Origin of the sequence: Rheinheimera sp. WS51 (assembly GCF_050936095.1) — a bacterium.
In the GTDB taxonomy this organism is placed as follows: Bacteria; Pseudomonadota; Gammaproteobacteria; order Enterobacterales; family Alteromonadaceae; genus Alishewanella.
In genome coordinates this window covers 13,125-29,359 of sequence record NZ_JBOTRC010000006.1, presented here as the reverse complement: position 1 = coordinate 29,359, position 16,235 = coordinate 13,125, and the positions used below count along the sequence as shown (strand labels likewise).

The window sequence follows — 16,235 nt, the reverse complement described above, 5'->3', positions numbered from 1 at the left end:
TGTCCAGTGAGGTAACGATGCAAATTACAAGAAGCTTATTCGATGACGTGATGGTTCCTAATTACGCTCCAGCTAAATTTATTCCTGTTAAAGGCAAAGGTTCACGTGTTTGGGATCAAGAAGGTCGTGAATATATCGATTTTGCTGGTGGTATTGCGGTTACTTGTTTAGGTCACTGTCACCCAGCCTTAGTGGGCGCATTAAAAGATCAAGCAGATAAAATTTGGCATTTGTCTAACGTTTTAACTAACGAGCCAGCCTTAGCTTTAGCTAAAGTGTTAGTTGATAATACTTTTGCCGATAAAGTGTATTTTGCAAACTCAGGCGCTGAGTCAAACGAAGCAGCTTTAAAATTAGCCCGTCGTTATGCTAAAGACAAATATGGTGAGCAAAAGGATCAAATCATCGCCTTTAAACAAGGTTTCCATGGCCGTACTTTCTTTACTGTCACTGTAGGTGGCCAACCTGCTTATTCAGATGGTTTTGGTCCTAAACCTGCAGCGATTGCACATGCTGAATTTAACAACATTGAAAGTTTAAAAGCCCTAATTAGCGATAAAACTTGTGCTGTTATGGTTGAGCCTATGCAAGGTGAGGGCGGTGTTTTACCAGCAACACCTGAGTTCTTAAAAGCCGTTCGCGAATTATGTGATGCTAATAACGCTTTATTAATTTTTGATGAAGTGCAAACAGGTGTAGGTCGTACTGGTAAGCTTTACGGTTATATGCAGTATGATGTTGTTCCAGATATTTTAACAACGGCTAAAGCTTTAGGTGGCGGTTTCCCTATCGGCGCTATGTTGACTACTGATGAAATTGCTAAGCATTTAGTACCAGGTACGCACGGCTCTACTTATGGTGGTAATCCATTAGCTTGTGCTGTTGCTTTAGCTGCCGTTAATACTGTGAATACCCCTGAGGTGTTAGATGGTGTAATGGCTAAAGCACAATTATTCCGCGATGGTTTAGCTAAAATTAATGAAAAATATAATGTATTTGCAGATGTGCGTGGCCAAGGCTTATTAATTGGTGCTGAATTAACAGCAGACTATGCCGGTAAGGCGCGTGATTTTATGTTAGCTGCGGCTGATGAAGGCTTAATGGCACTAGTTGCTGGTGCTAATATCGTCCGTTTTGCACCTTCTTTAGTGATCCCAGATGCGGACATTGAAGCAGGTTTAGCTCGTTTTGAGCAAGCCGTTGCTAAAATGGTTAAGGGCTAAGCAGATGTTAGTGATCCGACCGATCACTAAGGCTGATTTTGCGGCTTTAAAGCAAATTGCAATTGAATCCGGTCATGGCTTTACGTCATTACCGGTCAATGACCAACGTTTAGAGCAAAAAATCAGCCATGCTGAGCAAAGTATTCGTTCTGATGTCAATCAGCCAGGTGATCAGGGCTACTTGTTTGTATTAGAAGACAGTGAAACCGGTGAAATAGTTGGTACTACAGGCATTGAAGCAGCTGTAGGTACCAGCACGCCTTTATATCACTTTCAACAAAATACCATAGTCCACCATAGTGCTGAGCTTAATGTTTTTAATCAATTAAGAACCTTAACCCTGTGTAATGATTACACAGGGGCATCAGAGATTTGTACCTTATTTTTACGAGAAAGCTATCGGCGTAATCATGCAGGGCGGTTTTTATCTAAAGTTCGATTTTTATTTATGGCTGAACACCCGAAGCGCTTTTCTGATCGCGTTATTGCAGAGATGCGTGGTGCTGCAGATGACAATGGCCAACCGCCATTTTGGCATTGGCTACAAAAGCTATTTTTAACTATCGATTTTCCAACAGCCGATCATTTAATTGGTGTGGGTAAAAAGTCCTTTATTGCCGAATTAATGCCAAGACATCCAATTTATGTTGGCTTATTGCCAGAAACGGCACAGCAAGTGATAGGCCAGGTGCATCAAAACACAAAGCCTGCACTTAAGATGCTTGAAAATGAAGGTTTTATACACAAAGGCTATATTGATTTGTTTGACGCTGGGCCGACGGTTGAAGCGCAATTAAAACAAATTAAATCGGTTGCTGAAAGTATCAGCGCTCCGGTGAGAATAGCAGAGGTGTCTGGCGATTTTACTTTAGCTGTAGCAAATACTCAGCTAGAGGGCTTCAGGGCTAGTTTCTCAAAACAAGCACAATATGATGAACAAGAGCAGGTTTTACTGTTAAGCCCAGAATTTGCAGAGTTACTTAAGCTTAAACAAGGTGATATGGCAAGATTTATCTATTTAGATAAAAGGTAAGTTGAGCTAAGCATTAAATCGTATTAATAATTAATTTGTGAGATTTTTTTACCATGCATACAGATGTAAAAGTGCTTTTTGATAACTTATGGCAGAACTATGTTGAAGTGACACCTTCAGCTAAAAGTGTTCATAAACTGTTAGGTACGTCGCAACTTGATAATATTATCAATGATCATATTGCTTTGCGTACTTTTAATATTGATAAAGTTAACTTAGAAAAGCTTGCCGCTCATTTTATCGCTTTAGGTTATAAAGAATGTGGTGAATACCACTTTGAAGCTAAAAAATTATATGCTAAGCATTATGAGCATGCTGATACTAGCTTACCTAAAGTCTTTATTTCTGAGTTACTGTTAGATAAATGTTCTGATTATTTACGTGAGACTATCACTGCTTTAGTTGAGCAAATTCCAGAATCAGCCGTGACGGCAGATAACTTCTTATACTCTGGTACGCATTGGCAGGTGAGCCAAGCTACTTATGAGAAGTTATTAGCTGAAAGCGAATATGCTGCTTGGGTGGCTGCTTGGGGTTACCGTGCTAACCATTTCACCGTGAGTGTAAACGATTTACATAGTTTTAAAACGTTAGAGCAAGTAAATGAAACACTGAAAAATGCAGGCTATTTATTAAATACGTCAGGTGGCGAAATTAAGGGCACACCAGAGGTGTTTTTAGAGCAGTCTTCTACTCTAGCTGATCTACATCCAGTTAAATTTAGTGATACTACCGCCACTATCCCGAGTTGTTTTTATGAATTTGCCCGTCGTTATCCAATGGCCAATGGGAATTTATATACAGGTTTTGTGGCAGCGTCTGCTGATAAAATTTTTGAAAGCACCAACGCCCGTTAATCTATAATTGTTAAAATCTAATCGTTAAATTATTGTTTTCATGTTATAAAAAGCCAGCAACTTGCTGGCTTTTTTTGTGGGCTGCGTAAACACTAAGTTTTTAATGGATAAAAAACAGGATTAATAATGGCTTTACTAAGCAGAATACGAATTGTCGGCATTGCAGCTGTGGCGCTGTTCACTACTTACAGTGGTGCTGATGACACATTACGCTTTGATAAAGTTGATGTTAGCTTGAGCCATCCTGCCAATGGCAGTTTATTGGTTATGCCTAAGCAAAAACAGTTAATAGTTTCTGGTTTTAGCCAATTTGAACGCTGGTTAAGTCAGGTTTCGTTAACCGACTTTACCGTTACCCAGCTACAGATCCCAAGTGATGCTCAGTTTTTCTCTAGCGCAATTTTAGCTAATCAAAATGCTGAACAACTTGTTTTTTTAACTACACAAGGGGTTAGTTGGCTTAGCCCTAGTGGTAAAGTTAAGCCTTTAATACAAAGCAAGTCTTTATATCGGCTAGTGGATAGCGCAAGGTTGCGCCAACGTGATTTTGTGCTTAATTTAGGCTCTGAATTAAGCGATTTTTTATTACCTGATTTTAATTATTTTCATTTATTTCGCCAACAAGCCAATGGCCAGTTTAACCATTACAAACTTGAAGTGCCGGCATTAGTGAAAAGTTGGCAGCAAGATCCAAATTATCAACCCAGAGAGTATTTTATCCTTGATGCCAATGACGATGACTACTTAGATATCGTCTTTATTATGCATGGCCAATTTTATGCATTTTTACAACAAGCCGATAGCAGTTTTAGCACTAGCGCTGCGAAACTTGGTTGGCCAATAACTATGTCTACAGAGCAAGAAGCAGATCAACGTAATGATGCGGGGGCGACCTATGCCGGTAAAAACATTGATACTTTAGCTAAAATTACCGATATTGATGGTGATGGTGTGGTTGATATTGTAGTTAATCGCGAACACTTTATTGATGCTTTAGAGCGTAAAACCAGTTTTAGGGTTCACTTTGGTCACAAAGGAGAACGGGGAATTAAGTTTAACTTAGAGCCAGATACCACTATTAACACAGACTCTTCACCAATCGCTGTTAAAATTGCCGATATTAATGGCGATGGTAAACAAGATTTTTATATTTCGAGTACGCATTTTGGTGTTGGTACTATTATTCGGGTGTTACTGCGCGGCAGTGCTAGCTTAGATGTCGACTTTTATTTGCTTGATAATAATCGCCGATATAATACTAAGGCAAATTTTCGCCAGCGCGCCACTATTGACGTAAGCATAGGTGATTTTAGGTTTGATATGCCCTTATTACAACTGGCTGATTTAAGCGCAGATGGCAGCACTAGCTTAATTATGGGCGACGGTTTGGCGAAGTTAAAATTTTATTTACCTGATAATGATCGCCTTTTTCAGCGAAGTAGCCAATCGATTAAAGTAGACCTACCGCGTGATGCTAAGCAAGTTAAAGTAGTTGATTTAAATAACGATAATAAACAAGATATTATTTTGCCTTTTTCTAGCCAAGACTCAGAGTCACAGCGAAACCGTTTGATCTTACTTTTAAGTCCAATAAAAAAAGCTAACTGATCACAGTTAGCTTTTTATTGATAATAGCACTTATTCGCTTAGTTAATTAGCCTTGTTTTCAAATGAAAAGGGTTGACGTTTATGATCACGCAATCCAATTTCATCAAGGGTATTAGCATCAAATAAACGACCGTTGACCATAGTGTGGGTTACTTTATCGGTAACGCGAATATTTTGTAATGGATCACCGTCAATAACAATTAAATCTGCTAGCTTACCAACCTCTAGGCTACCTAATTGATGATCCATACCAAAGGTTTTAGCTGGATTAATGGTTGCTGTTTTTAGTGCTTCTAATGGTGACATGCCGCCTTGGGCAAACATCCAAATTTCCCAGTGAGCACCTAAACCATCACGTTGGCCGTGGGCACCAATATTGGCTATAACACCTTGATCAGATAGTTGCTTTGCCGTTTCTGCTACAGCAAAGTGATTATAGTGGTGATCAGGCGCTTTAGGTCGGCGCATACTGCGTGCTGCTAATGGATCTTTAGGGACGAACTTACTTAGTTTAGGGTGCTGCCAAACATCGGTTTTATCGTACCAGTAGTTTTCACCCCAAATTCCGCCGTAAGCAACAACTAAAGTAGGTGTATAAGCTGTTTCACTGCCTAACCAAAGTTGTTTGATATCATCATATATCGCAGCAGCCGGTAAGGCATGCTCAATAGTGGTATGGCCATCTACAATCATGGTTAAGTTATGCTGCATTAAAGAGCCGCCTTCAGGTACCACCATCATCTCTAGCTCACGGGCAGCTTGGATCACTTGTTGACGCTGATTTCGTCTAGGCTGATTGTAACTTTTCACACTAAAGGCACCTGCTTTCTTTAAACGCTCTAAGTGGAATTTAGCATCGTCTAAACTATCGATATGAGAGGTGTAACCTGCACCTTCAGCGCCATATAAAATGGTGCCGGTTGAAAAAATACGTGGTCCAGCAATAATGCCGGCTTTTTGCATTTCACTTGCGGTGAAAATTTCGCGGGTATCATTTGATGGATCATGAATAGCTGTGACGCCAAACGCAAGTGACGTATAATTTTTCCAGTTTTGCTGTGGGATCAATTGGTTGCTGCCTTGGGCGCCATGGGCATGGGCATCAAATAAGCCGGGCATAATGGTTTTACCGCTAATATCAATGACCTTCGCTTTAACGGGTACTGCAATATCTTGGCGGCTACCCACGGCAATAATTTTGTTATTTTCAACAACAACTACACCATCTTGAATAACCTGATCATTATTCATAGTAATAACTTGGCCACCAACAAAAGCCACTACACCTTTAGGTATATCAGCTGGCACTTTAACACTTAAGTTAGTGCCATTTTCTACTGCAAATTTTTCTGTTTTAATATCGTCAAAAATACCCTCAATACTGGCATGGTATAGCTCTGGACCTAAGCTCCAGTAGAGATTACGGCTATCGCTACTCCAGCTAATATACTCACCGGCTCGAACAGATAACTGTTTTACCGGGAACTGTTTATCGGTACCACTAATATCAATTGGGCTACCACGCTCGGTAAAAGGCGTAACAAAGATTTTAAACCGATCTGCAAAAGCTAAATACTTGCCATCGGGTGATAATTTAAACTCAGTACCAAATTTAGCAGTATAGAGTGTTTGTTGGCTATGCTTAGTTAAGTCTATACGAATTAAACTTGGAGCGCTGCCATAGTCCATCGCATAAACATAGTCATTGTTGTCTGTGAACATAGGTGCATAACCATTCTTGCTAATAAAACGGCTATCACCACCTTTATGACTTACTTGATATAAACCGGTATTCAGTGACCATTCTTTAGCTAATAAGCTACCGCCAGAAACTTTACGATAAACTATCGTTTTACCATCAGGGCTAAATACGGGCTCTACATATTTCCCCAGCTGTTCAGTCAGTTTTGTTACACGACCATTGCGTAGGTTAATAATTTTAACTGTACCTTGCTGCTGATCATTCCAGGTTGTATAGACTAAGTGTTTGCCATCGCGCGAAAACTGCGGATAAAACTCAAATTCAGCAACTTGCTTAGTTAATCGGCGAGGCTTAGGATCTTTAACATCGGTTATATATAAATAGCCCATGGCAGAAAACACCGCTTGCTTACCATTAGGTGAAACCTGAACAAAGCGCAGCATTTTACTATCGACATAATCGTGATCTAAGTTTTGCTGAACTCTAACTGTCGTTTGCACTTGTTTGTCGGTATTAACCGAGAAGGGGATCTTTTCTAATTGTTTTTTAACGACATTAAGCTTATGAATTTCACCACCCGCCCAAAACACTAATGACTTATTGTCAGGTGTCCAGCTTATGGTTGGATATACGCCATGGATAGCCCAAGTTTCCTGCATATCGCGATCTAAGCCATCGAATAACTTAATATTTTCACCACTTTCTAAGTTATATAGAAACAGGCTAGTTTGAAAATCAACTCTGCGGATGTAGGCTAAAAACTTACCATCAGGTGAAGGGGTAGGTCTAATCGCACCACCTGGGCCTTTTAAAATGGTTTCGAACTCACCGCTACTGCGCTCAAAGCGTTTAATGGCATAGATACCGGCTTCAGAATCTTTGCTGTAATGGAAGGTTTTACCCGGGGTATCGTCTTGTGAGAAATAGATATAATTGCCATCAGGAGAAAAAGCCGGTTCGCCTAAATCTTTTTGATCGTTCTTGCGTGTCGTTAATTTAATGCCAGCACCACCAGACTTATGATATTGCCAAATTTCGCCCGCGCCTAAGGAGCGGCTAGCAGTAAAATGCTTTCTGGCAATAATAAATTCACCGTCAGGGCTCCAATCAGGGCTATTTAATAAACGAAAGGTTTCATTAGTAACCGCTTTTTGCTCAGAGCCATCGGCATTCATAATCCAGATATTATCGCCACCACCTTGATCGCTGGTAAAGGCGATATATTTACCATCAGGGCTAAATTTAGGCTGCATTTGCCAACCTATATCTTGGGTAAGTGCGGTTGCTTTGCCACCTTGTATGGGCATGATATAAATATCACCCAATAAATCAAAAGCAATGGTTTTACCATCAGGGCTAATATCAATATTCATCCAACTGCCCTGAGAGACATTGATATTAACTGTTTTAAACTCTCCTTGGGGAGCATTCACATCCCATTTTACATTAGTGGTTTCGGCATGCAGTAGGCAACTGCTTAATGCTAGCGCGAGAATGGAGGGTTTAAATAGCTTCATGAGTGCCATCCTTTAAGTTTTAATATGATTAGTCAATTTATCTAATAGAGTGATTTAAACAATAGCATTGAGTTAAGGCGAAAAGTAAGCTAATACGTTACAATTGCACAAAATATAGATAAATCAGTTATTTTTTTCTTTATAGCAGCCATAACTATAAATTATTAAACAAAAAAAGTAGTAATGGCGCTGTAGAATATGAATTCTATTAAAAAAGTCGTAAGGGAAGAAAGATGTTAGATTGGTCTGCGGCTCTTGCTATAGCGCCGTATAGTTGGACTGATATTGGTATAGCCTTGCTTTGTGGCACTATTATTGGCTTAGAGCGACAGCTAAGGGGCAAGCCCGCAGGGATCCGCACGTCTATTTTGATCGTTACAGGTACTTATCTTTTTATAGCAACGTCAATGTCTATTAATAGTGAGATGATTGACCCTTCAAGAATTATTGGCCAAGTGATTACTGGCGTAGGTTTTCTTGGTGCGGGGGTAATGTTAAGTCGGGATGGTGTTGTTGTTGGGGTGACGTCGGCTGCTACAATCTGGGTGCTAGCTGCTATCGGTGTATCAATAGGTGTTGGTCATGGACTTGTGGCGGTAAAGCTGTCTGTTTTAGTGGTCATTATATTAATAGGTATCGATTTTCTTGAAGATTCGTCATCCATACTGCGCCGAGGAGTTCATCAAACTTATAAGGTGTGGTTTGGTAAAAGAAAGGGCCGTTTATTTCGGCGCAGAAAGCTGAATAAAAAAACTAAAATATGATAAATATGTGCAATAACTGCACTGACAAAAAATTGGTAGTTAAAGATGTTAGAAGCTGTATGGATAGGATTCGCTTTCACACTCGGTTTATTAGTGCGTACCATTGGGTTACCACCCTTAATTGGTTATTTATTAGCAGGCTTTTTAATCTCAGCGAGTGCATCGGGGTTAAGTCTTCCCGCTAATGGGACAACGATAGTTCATCATGTAGCGCATTTAGGGGTGTTACTGCTGCTATTTACTGTTGGTTTAAAGCTAAATGTGCGCAGTTTAGGTAAACCAGAAGTGTTTGGTTCAAGTTTATTACATTTTACTTTATCTATTATTTTAACTTTTCCGGCTGCTTTTTTTATTTTTGATGTGAGTTTTTATCAAGCCTTAATGCTGGCAGTAGCTTTAGCTTTTTCTAGTACCGTATTAGCCGCTAAGGTACTGGAAGCTAAACGCGAGTTACGCGCCTTTCATGGCCGAGTCGCTATTGGTATTTTGATCATGCAAGACTTACTTGCATTACTGGTGATGAGCTTAGCTAATGGCACAGTACCGTCACCATGGGCGCTTCTTGTTTTTACGCTGCCGCTATTTAGGCCGATACTATTTAGATTGTTTGATGCCAGCGGTCATGAAGATTTATTAATTTTATTTGGTTTACTGTTAGCCTTAGTAATTGGTGGCTCTGGTTTTGAAGCAGTTGGTTTGAGTTCCGAGTTGGGGGCTTTAGTTTTTGGCGCTATGTTAGCTAAGCATCCAAGAGCAGAAGAGTTATCTAAATCGTTGTGGAGTATAAAAGAAGTTTTCTTGGTTGGTTTCTTTTTACAAATAGGTATAGATGGTTTACCTGATGCTAATGCTTGGCTGTTCGCAGGGGTGATGACGTTATTATTACCATTAAAAGCGGTATTGCTTTTCCTATTACTCATCTTCTTTAAATTACGGTCGCGAAGTGCTTTTTTAACAAGTTTAAGTTTAACCAATTATAGCGAGTTTGGTTTAATAGTAGCCAGTGTTGTGTTACCTGAATGGTTAATTCCACTGGCGTTAACGGTGGCTATGTCATTTGTTATTTCAGCGCCACTGAATCGTTTTGCCCATCCTATTTATGATCGAATTAGTAATAAATTATTTAAATTCGAAAGAGATACACATCACCCTGATGAACAGCCGGTTTCATTAGGTACTGCCCAAGTGTTGATTATGGGCTTAGGGCGTACCGGTAAGGCGGCTTATAATCATCTTGAAAAAGATGTTTCATTAATAGCCATGGACTCTGATCCGGCAAAAGTAGTTAACTTGCAAGAGCAAGGCTTTAATGTGTTTTATGCTGATGCTGAGGATCAGGTGTTCTGGCAAGGGCTGGATTTTGGCTCGGTGCAAGCGGTTATTTTAAGTTTAAATGATGTTGAAGCTAAAGTAATAGCAGCTCAAAAATTACGAAAAATAGGCTTTACTGGTGAAATAATTTCACACAGTATGCACGATGATGAGGCTAATGCCATTATCGTTGCTGGTGCTAATGAAACCTATCTAACTATGTCTGAAGCCGGAGTCGGTATTGCCGAACATGTTAAGCAACGGTGTTTTAGTAATAATAGCAATGCCGCTTAATGATTTATGAAATAGTGAAAAAAAAGACGCGTATAGCGTCTTTTTTTTAATTTAAAACTTAGCTCGCACTACGTTCTTTAATAGCATTAAGTATTTCTGAGTTGGCAAAACCATTTGTTTGTGCCCATTCAATATCACCATAAGCGGCAACTTGGCTGCTCGGAAGTTGGCTTATGATAAAGCTGGCTGAGTCAACAGCATTACTTTTTATGGCATGACGCACTAAAGGTAAGCCATCACAAACAATTGAATCATAGACGTTGCGTAAGCGTAAACGATTGTCAGATAAGGTTTTTCTTAAGCTGTTTTTATTATCGTCAGCTACATATGAACAAATTGATAAGGCTAGCTGGTCATTAGCCATTGCAGGTGTGGCAACAAAAGAGCTAGCAACAAAAGCAGCAGTTAATAAAGTAAGTTTAATGTTCATAATATGGCTCCAAAAGAGTGAGTAATAAAACGTTATGAAAGGACAGGTTTAACGCTGCTTAACTCTTGAAAGAGACAGATTAAACATCGATTTAACGATGGTAGCCCGGCCACCCTAGCATGATTTCATGCCTTAGATCCGCAGCTTTGCGTGTACACCTTTTCAGATGACTTGCCTTTCTTGGACGCGCATTCTAATCATTGCTGGTTTATAAGCAAGGATAATTATATTTAATACTTAATAACGGCATTAACACTATGCTGCCAGCGTTGGTATAACGCTTTAGCTTGTTGCGGCTCAATAATAGGAATGTAATTCCTATTTGGATGCCACATCGTATCAATATCAGTTATCTGGTTGAAATAACCTAATTGTAGGCCTGCAAGAAATGCAGCGCCTAGTACGCTGGTTTCTGCGGTATGACAGGATTGTATCGTCTGTTGCGTTAAATCTGCTAATGCTTGTAAAAACCAATTATTGTTTGTCATGCCGCCATCAACTCTAAGAGTATCAAGTTGCATGCCATCTGCTGATATTGCAGTTAAAAGATCTCGACTTTGGTAACACACACTTAATAAAGCTGCAGCTGCTAGCTCGGCCTTACCTGTATTACGAGTCATACCAAAAATAGCCGCTTGGCTATTAGGTTGCCAATAGGGCGCACCTAGACCAGTAAAGGCAGGAATAAGTAACTCAGATTGCTGATAGGGGACGCCTTGAGCTAAGCTTTCAGTTTCGCTAGCTTGCTGAATAATGCCTAGCTTATCACGTAACCATTGCACTATAGCGCCAGCCATAAAAATACTGCCTTCCATCGCATAGGTTGGTTTAGCATTAATTTGCCAAGCTAGCGTGCTAATAAGCTGGTTCTGGCTGGTAAACACTTTGCTGCCGGTATTTATCATAGTAAAGCAACCTGTACCATAGGTGCTTTTAGCCATACCTGTATGGGTACAAGCTTGACCTAATAAAGCCGCTTGTTGATCGCCTATCATGGCGTAGATTGGAATACTAGCACCAAATAAACTTGGATCAGTATGACCAAAATCGGCTGCGTTATCTTTTATATCAGCCAGTAGTGAGCTTGGAATATTAAATAATTCGAGTAATGTAGGATCCCAGTTTAGGGTATGGATATTAAATAACAAAGTGCGGCTAGCATTAGTAGCATCCGTTGCGTGAACCTTGCCAGCAGTTAAGCGCCATAATAGATAGCTATCTACTGTGCCAAAGCATAATTGATGCTTATCGGCCAGATTACGAGCATTAGGGACCTTATCTAGTAGCCAAGCTAGTTTAGTCGCCGAAAAATAAGGATCGATTCGCAGCCCCGTACGCTGCTGAATATCGGTTAAATGGCCTTGCTGCTGTAATTGATGACAAGTATCGGCAGTGCGTCTATCCTGCCAAACAATTGCATTATAAAGCGTCACACCTGTGTGTTTATTCCACAAAACGCTGGTTTCACGTTGATTAGTAATAGCTAGCGCAGCAATATCTGAAGCCTGTAATTTAGTCTGTTTAAGGGCGGTATTTATACAAGAATAAACACTTTGCCAAATTTGCTCTGGGTCTTGCTCAACCCAGCCAGAATGAGGGTAGATTAACGTAACTTCTTGTTGCGCTATTGTGATAGCCCCAAGCTGTCGATTATAAATAATAGCTCGGCTGGAGGTTGTACCCTGATCTATTGCAAGAATATATTCTGACATCGCTTATAATCTACTATTGACAAGTTAATTTAGACTATCAATAAATAGGCACTGTGCCTATAGCTAAAAAGAGGCGTTTATGATTGTAACTTTTAAATCAAAAGCGGGTAGTGATACTGCCTATTTTGCAAATATAGCCCTTAAATTACTCGCCATGATGGGAAGAGATAATAAAGTTCCTTCTGCATTCTATGCTGAAGACGTGCCTGCGGCCTTACAAGCATTAAAACAAGAGCTGGCTAGGTTAGAGCAAGAAGAGAAAGAGCGTTTGAAAGAAGTGGCAGACAAGGCTAAACCCGATACTATAAACCGTGAGCATGTTTCTATGCAAACTCGAGCTCAGCCTTTAATTGAGTTACTGACAAAAGCAGAAAAAAAGCAAGTATCAGTTTATTGGGAATAACTGAACTAATACAAAAAATGTAGCCTAGCGTAAATCAAACTAAATCAACTTAGCTAGGCTATACTTTAGTGCTTTTTAACCCATTTCCCCTCTAATAAAATATAATGGCCAGAGCTAGTGCGCTCGATAGCCTTTTTTCCTGCTAAAGCTTCAACATCAGATACCGCTATGCTATTACGCTGGGCTAATTTTGTATATTCAGCGCGGCGAGCATCGTTAATTAATTTAATCACTTGTTCTGCATGCGCATCTGGCGTCACTAAGCCTAAATAGCCATTTGCTTGCTCACCTACTAGGCCTTGCTCTTTAACTTCGCTTAATGCCGACATAGCTTGCTGTAAGTTTATTGCTAATGTAGGCAAACTAAGGGTTAAAGCTGCAGCTACGAGTAATACCTTTATATAAGTTAAATATTTCATACTTGCTCCTTAGAATAAACCACTAGAATCGCTAAATAATTCATCTAGTTGCTTGTCAACTTTAATAAATATTTCATGTTGAATTTTTACATTCAAATTAATATTTATCGGTTCGGCGGGCATTTCTACTTGTACTTTAGGCGTACAAGCCGTGGCCAATAGCGCTAAGCTAAAAGCGATGGCACTTTGTTTAATCATGGCGATTCTCCATTAGGATCCTTAGCAGATTTTTGCTGTAAACGTTGTTGTACTCGTCTTTTTATTGTGTCGTTAATTTGGCTGCTCAACTGCATGCTCGTTATTAAAGCTGGGATATCTTCTTCTAAATTAATCGTGAAGTTGATAGCTCGGCCTTTTTCAAAGTTAGGGTTATTACCTTGAATAGCCAACGCTAAATTAAGTTTCCCTGCGATATCATAACTGACATTACTAGACAATACTGAGTAATGAAAATTATCTAACGCATTAAGCACAGTTTTCATGTTTTTATTACCCGCTGCCATGCTAGATGCTGCCGCTGGGCGGTATTGTAACTGACCTCCAGGGCTTTCAGCGGCTAGATAGCCTTGGTCTACACTGATGCCTTTTTGACTAATCAACAAAGGAATAGTGCCAGATATTTTGCCATTGCCGGACAAATCTGAAGTAGGGTGCTGCTGTAACACTTTGGCTAAATCGATTTTATCTAGTTGTAGTTTAATAACATGTTGTTGCTTAGCTAGGTTAACCTCGGTGGGTTCAGCTGCGATTTGTCCACCCATGGCATTGATAGTTAGCTGTTTTATTTCGGCTACTCCTATCATAGCGTCAACAGTTTTAGCTTTATAGTGACCGCGAAAATTAATAGGGCCTAATTCAACGCCTTGTGAAAATTCATTTAAACTGGCAAAAGGAATATCTATAAACAGATTATCGTTATTAGCATTTATTAAAACCTCGCTGCTTAGCGCTTTAAATAGGGTTCTATCATAGACACCAGATAACGCATTCAAGTTTACCTTGGCACTGATTTGAGCCATGTTTTCTTTAAATTCAGCACTGCCATTGGCCTGAATTTTACCGCGGTTAAGCTCCAATAAGTTTGGCCATGCCTTAAAGCTAGCGGCAATAGGGTTGCCGGCTAAGATAAATATTTCGTCTAGTAGCCACTCTATATGAGTAACCTCGGGCGTATAAGTGAGTTGATGTGTGAGCGCTAAATTAGCGGCATTAGCAATTCTGCCATCTAATTCCAGCTTATCTAAAGGGCCTTGCATAGTGCCTTGGTACTGCCATGACTGGGGCACTAAATTAGGTTGCTCTACACTGGCAGCAATGAGTTTAAATTGGCTATTTATACTCATCTTTTCCTGATTTTCCAGTGTGCTTGGCTGTAGTGTCAAAGTAACTTTCTTAGCATAAATGTCATTTAGTTGCAGTGCTGCAGCGTTTGCTTTGAATTTCGCTATTGAAAGTTGCCATACGTTAGAACTCCAGTGGGCTGTAAACTCGGAGTCTATGGCAAACTGTTCTACTAGAAGTTGTTCAGTGTCAGTGATTGGGTAACTTAATTTAGGTTGTTGCAGTTTTAGTTTTGTCTTATTGAATTTAACGCCATAATTTTCACTGGCGTTAACTATAAGTTGGCTGTGAAACTTGGCCTGTGTCGAGCCTAAAGTATTAATGTCAACTGTAATAGGTAAAGCCGCAAGTGTTGGTTGCTGGCTACCATCTGCTGCAGCTTCAATCAGTATTTCATCAACATTTAGACCGGCTAGATTAATTCCATACTGTGTTAAAAATGGAGATAAAGGTACAGGCTGTAAATTTAGTTTTGTCTGTAGTTGATAGTACTCTACTTGACCTTTATTTAGCTTAAGCTGACTAGATAGGTCACCTTTAATTAAGCCTACTTTAGGTAAGCTAACTTGGTTGGGTAGGTTTGCGTTTAACTGCCACTGGCCACTTATCTGTTGCCAAGACTTAGCATTATTTAAAGGTAGCGCTATTGCTAGTTCAGCGTGGCTATCTAGCTTTATAGGAGCGGTTAATTGCTCTATTGCCGGTTTAGGTAATTCTATTTGCCAATTTTGTAGTTGTTGCACTAACCAAGGAGATAAAGGTTGGGCTGTTAATGCTATATTGCTAACCGATAACAAGGTATCAGGCTGTTGAGATAGGCTTTGTTCTAACACTAGCGATATAGTGTTATCCACAATTAGCTCACTACTTAGCTTAGCTGAGGCTTGTTGAAGCTGTATTTGTCCAGATAGTTTGGCTCTTGGTTGCTGTGTATTGTCAGCTAATTGTATTTGGTAATTTAATAAGTTGGTTTTATTGCTTAACTCTGCGGTTAAGTAATAACCGCATTGATGTTGTGCGCAGGGAATTTGCAACTGGATCTGGGTGAGTTTTATGGTATTAGGCAAGGCTGCCGGCCAGGTCCAGTCTTTGGGAAGCTGAAAAGTATTATCATTGCCAGCATCTTTTGTCGCTATATCTTTATTTTGAGGCCATTGTTTTAAATTTAAATGGCCTTGCTTGAACTCAATTATATCCACTTTTGGTGTTAGCCCACTTAGCCACTGCCAGTGGAGTGTTACTTTCTCAAACTGAATATCGAGTTGCGGCTGCAGTAAGGTTAAGCTTAATTGGCTAAGTTGAATATGCCTAAAGCTAATGCTATCAATATGATATTTTAAATTAGTTATTGGTAAATTAGTTAGTTTATGTTGCACATAGCCAACAGCCGCAGCTAAGCTTATAGCTAACAGTAAAAAAAACAGCAGAATGAATTTAGCTAGTTTAGTCATAATCTTGCCTTAGCAATAACTTTAAACATGGTCTGCAACATGTACCTGCAACATATAGTGTAATTCCTTAGCAAGTTAACAGAGTATAAGTAGAATGTTATGAATAGCTTATGAATTGATTATGAATATAGTAGAGAGATAATTTATAACATATTGGCTAAGGCTATGCT

13 protein-coding genes and 1 riboswitch are annotated in these 16,235 nt (G+C 39.6%); of the genes, 7 read left to right on the top strand and 6 right to left on the bottom strand.

What is annotated here, in order from left to right; translation table 11 throughout:
- Positions 1-17: 17 nt before the first annotated feature.
- The 4 genes from ACRCA4_RS08840 (at position 18) to ACRCA4_RS08825 (ending at position 4,721) form a co-directional block, all read left to right on the top strand.
- Positions 18-1,223 carry an aspartate aminotransferase family protein gene (locus tag ACRCA4_RS08840; RefSeq protein WP_433187104.1) on the top strand — a complete coding sequence of 402 codons (1,206 nt, stop codon included), beginning with the start codon at positions 18-20 and terminating at the stop codon, positions 1,221-1,223.
- A 4-nt stretch (positions 1,224-1,227) separates the two neighbouring features.
- Positions 1,228-2,256 (top strand): arginine N-succinyltransferase, encoded by a 1,029-nt coding sequence (astA, locus tag ACRCA4_RS08835; RefSeq protein ID WP_433187101.1) that lies wholly within the window; start codon positions 1,228-1,230, stop codon positions 2,254-2,256.
- Positions 2,257-2,309: 53 nt separating this feature from the next.
- Entirely contained in the window at positions 2,310-3,113 is an 804-nt protein-coding gene (locus ACRCA4_RS08830) for a DUF1338 domain-containing protein (RefSeq protein ID WP_433187098.1), read from the top strand.
- Between the two features lie 126 nt (positions 3,114-3,239).
- Entirely contained in the window at positions 3,240-4,721 is a 1,482-nt protein-coding gene (locus tag ACRCA4_RS08825) for an FG-GAP repeat domain-containing protein (RefSeq protein ID WP_433187095.1), read from the top strand.
- Positions 4,722-4,763: 42 nt separating this feature from the next.
- Here ACRCA4_RS08825 and ACRCA4_RS08820 read toward each other — a convergent pair whose 3' ends face one another.
- The gene (locus ACRCA4_RS08820; RefSeq protein ID WP_433187092.1) at positions 4,764-7,940 is read right to left on the bottom strand and encodes an amidohydrolase family protein; all 3,177 of its coding nucleotides are present in this window, start codon (positions 7,938-7,940) and stop codon (positions 4,764-4,766) included.
- Positions 7,941-8,173: 233 nt separating this feature from the next.
- Between ACRCA4_RS08820 and ACRCA4_RS08815 the strand changes: the two genes are divergently transcribed.
- Positions 8,174-8,704 (top strand): MgtC/SapB family protein, encoded by a 531-nt coding sequence (locus ACRCA4_RS08815; RefSeq protein ID WP_433187090.1) that lies wholly within the window; start codon positions 8,174-8,176, stop codon positions 8,702-8,704.
- Between the two features lie 45 nt (positions 8,705-8,749).
- Positions 8,750-10,309 carry a cation:proton antiporter domain-containing protein gene (locus ACRCA4_RS08810; protein WP_433187087.1) on the top strand — a complete coding sequence of 520 codons (1,560 nt, stop codon included), beginning with the start codon at positions 8,750-8,752 and terminating at the stop codon, positions 10,307-10,309.
- Between the two features lie 58 nt (positions 10,310-10,367).
- Here ACRCA4_RS08810 and ACRCA4_RS08805 read toward each other — a convergent pair whose 3' ends face one another.
- Both ACRCA4_RS08805 and glpK read right to left on the bottom strand, forming a co-directional pair.
- Positions 10,368-10,739: a DUF3718 domain-containing protein gene (locus ACRCA4_RS08805; protein ID WP_433187085.1), complete on the bottom strand. Its 372-nt coding sequence runs from the start codon at positions 10,737-10,739 to the stop codon at positions 10,368-10,370.
- A gap of 96 nt (positions 10,740-10,835) precedes the next feature.
- Positions 10,836-10,925, bottom strand: a riboswitch (cyclic di-GMP riboswitch).
- A gap of 44 nt (positions 10,926-10,969) precedes the next feature.
- Positions 10,970-12,451 (bottom strand): glycerol kinase GlpK, encoded by a 1,482-nt coding sequence (gene glpK, locus ACRCA4_RS08800; protein WP_433187082.1) that lies wholly within the window; start codon positions 12,449-12,451, stop codon positions 10,970-10,972.
- Between the two features lie 79 nt (positions 12,452-12,530).
- Between glpK and ACRCA4_RS08795 the strand changes: the two genes are divergently transcribed.
- Positions 12,531-12,854, top strand: coding sequence for a DUF1840 domain-containing protein (locus tag ACRCA4_RS08795; RefSeq protein ID WP_433187079.1), 324 nt, complete (start codon positions 12,531-12,533; stop codon positions 12,852-12,854).
- Between the two features lie 65 nt (positions 12,855-12,919).
- Here the strand turns inward: ACRCA4_RS08795 and ACRCA4_RS08790 are convergent, their stop codons facing one another.
- The 3 genes from ACRCA4_RS08790 to ACRCA4_RS08780 are packed head-to-tail and all read right to left on the bottom strand — an operon-like array spanning position 12,920 to position 16,065.
- On the bottom strand, positions 12,920-13,273 hold the full coding sequence (locus tag ACRCA4_RS08790; RefSeq protein WP_433187076.1) for a YdbL family protein: 354 nt from the start codon (positions 13,271-13,273) through the stop codon (positions 12,920-12,922).
- A gap of 9 nt (positions 13,274-13,282) precedes the next feature.
- The gene (locus ACRCA4_RS08785) at positions 13,283-13,471 is read right to left on the bottom strand and encodes a YnbE family lipoprotein (RefSeq protein WP_433187073.1); all 189 of its coding nucleotides are present in this window, start codon (positions 13,469-13,471) and stop codon (positions 13,283-13,285) included.
- On the bottom strand, positions 13,468-16,065 hold the full coding sequence (locus ACRCA4_RS08780; RefSeq protein WP_433187070.1) for a YdbH domain-containing protein: 2,598 nt from the start codon (positions 16,063-16,065) through the stop codon (positions 13,468-13,470). The genes ACRCA4_RS08785 and ACRCA4_RS08780 overlap by 4 nt, the downstream gene beginning before the upstream one ends.
- Between the last annotated feature and the right edge of the window lie 170 nt (positions 16,066-16,235).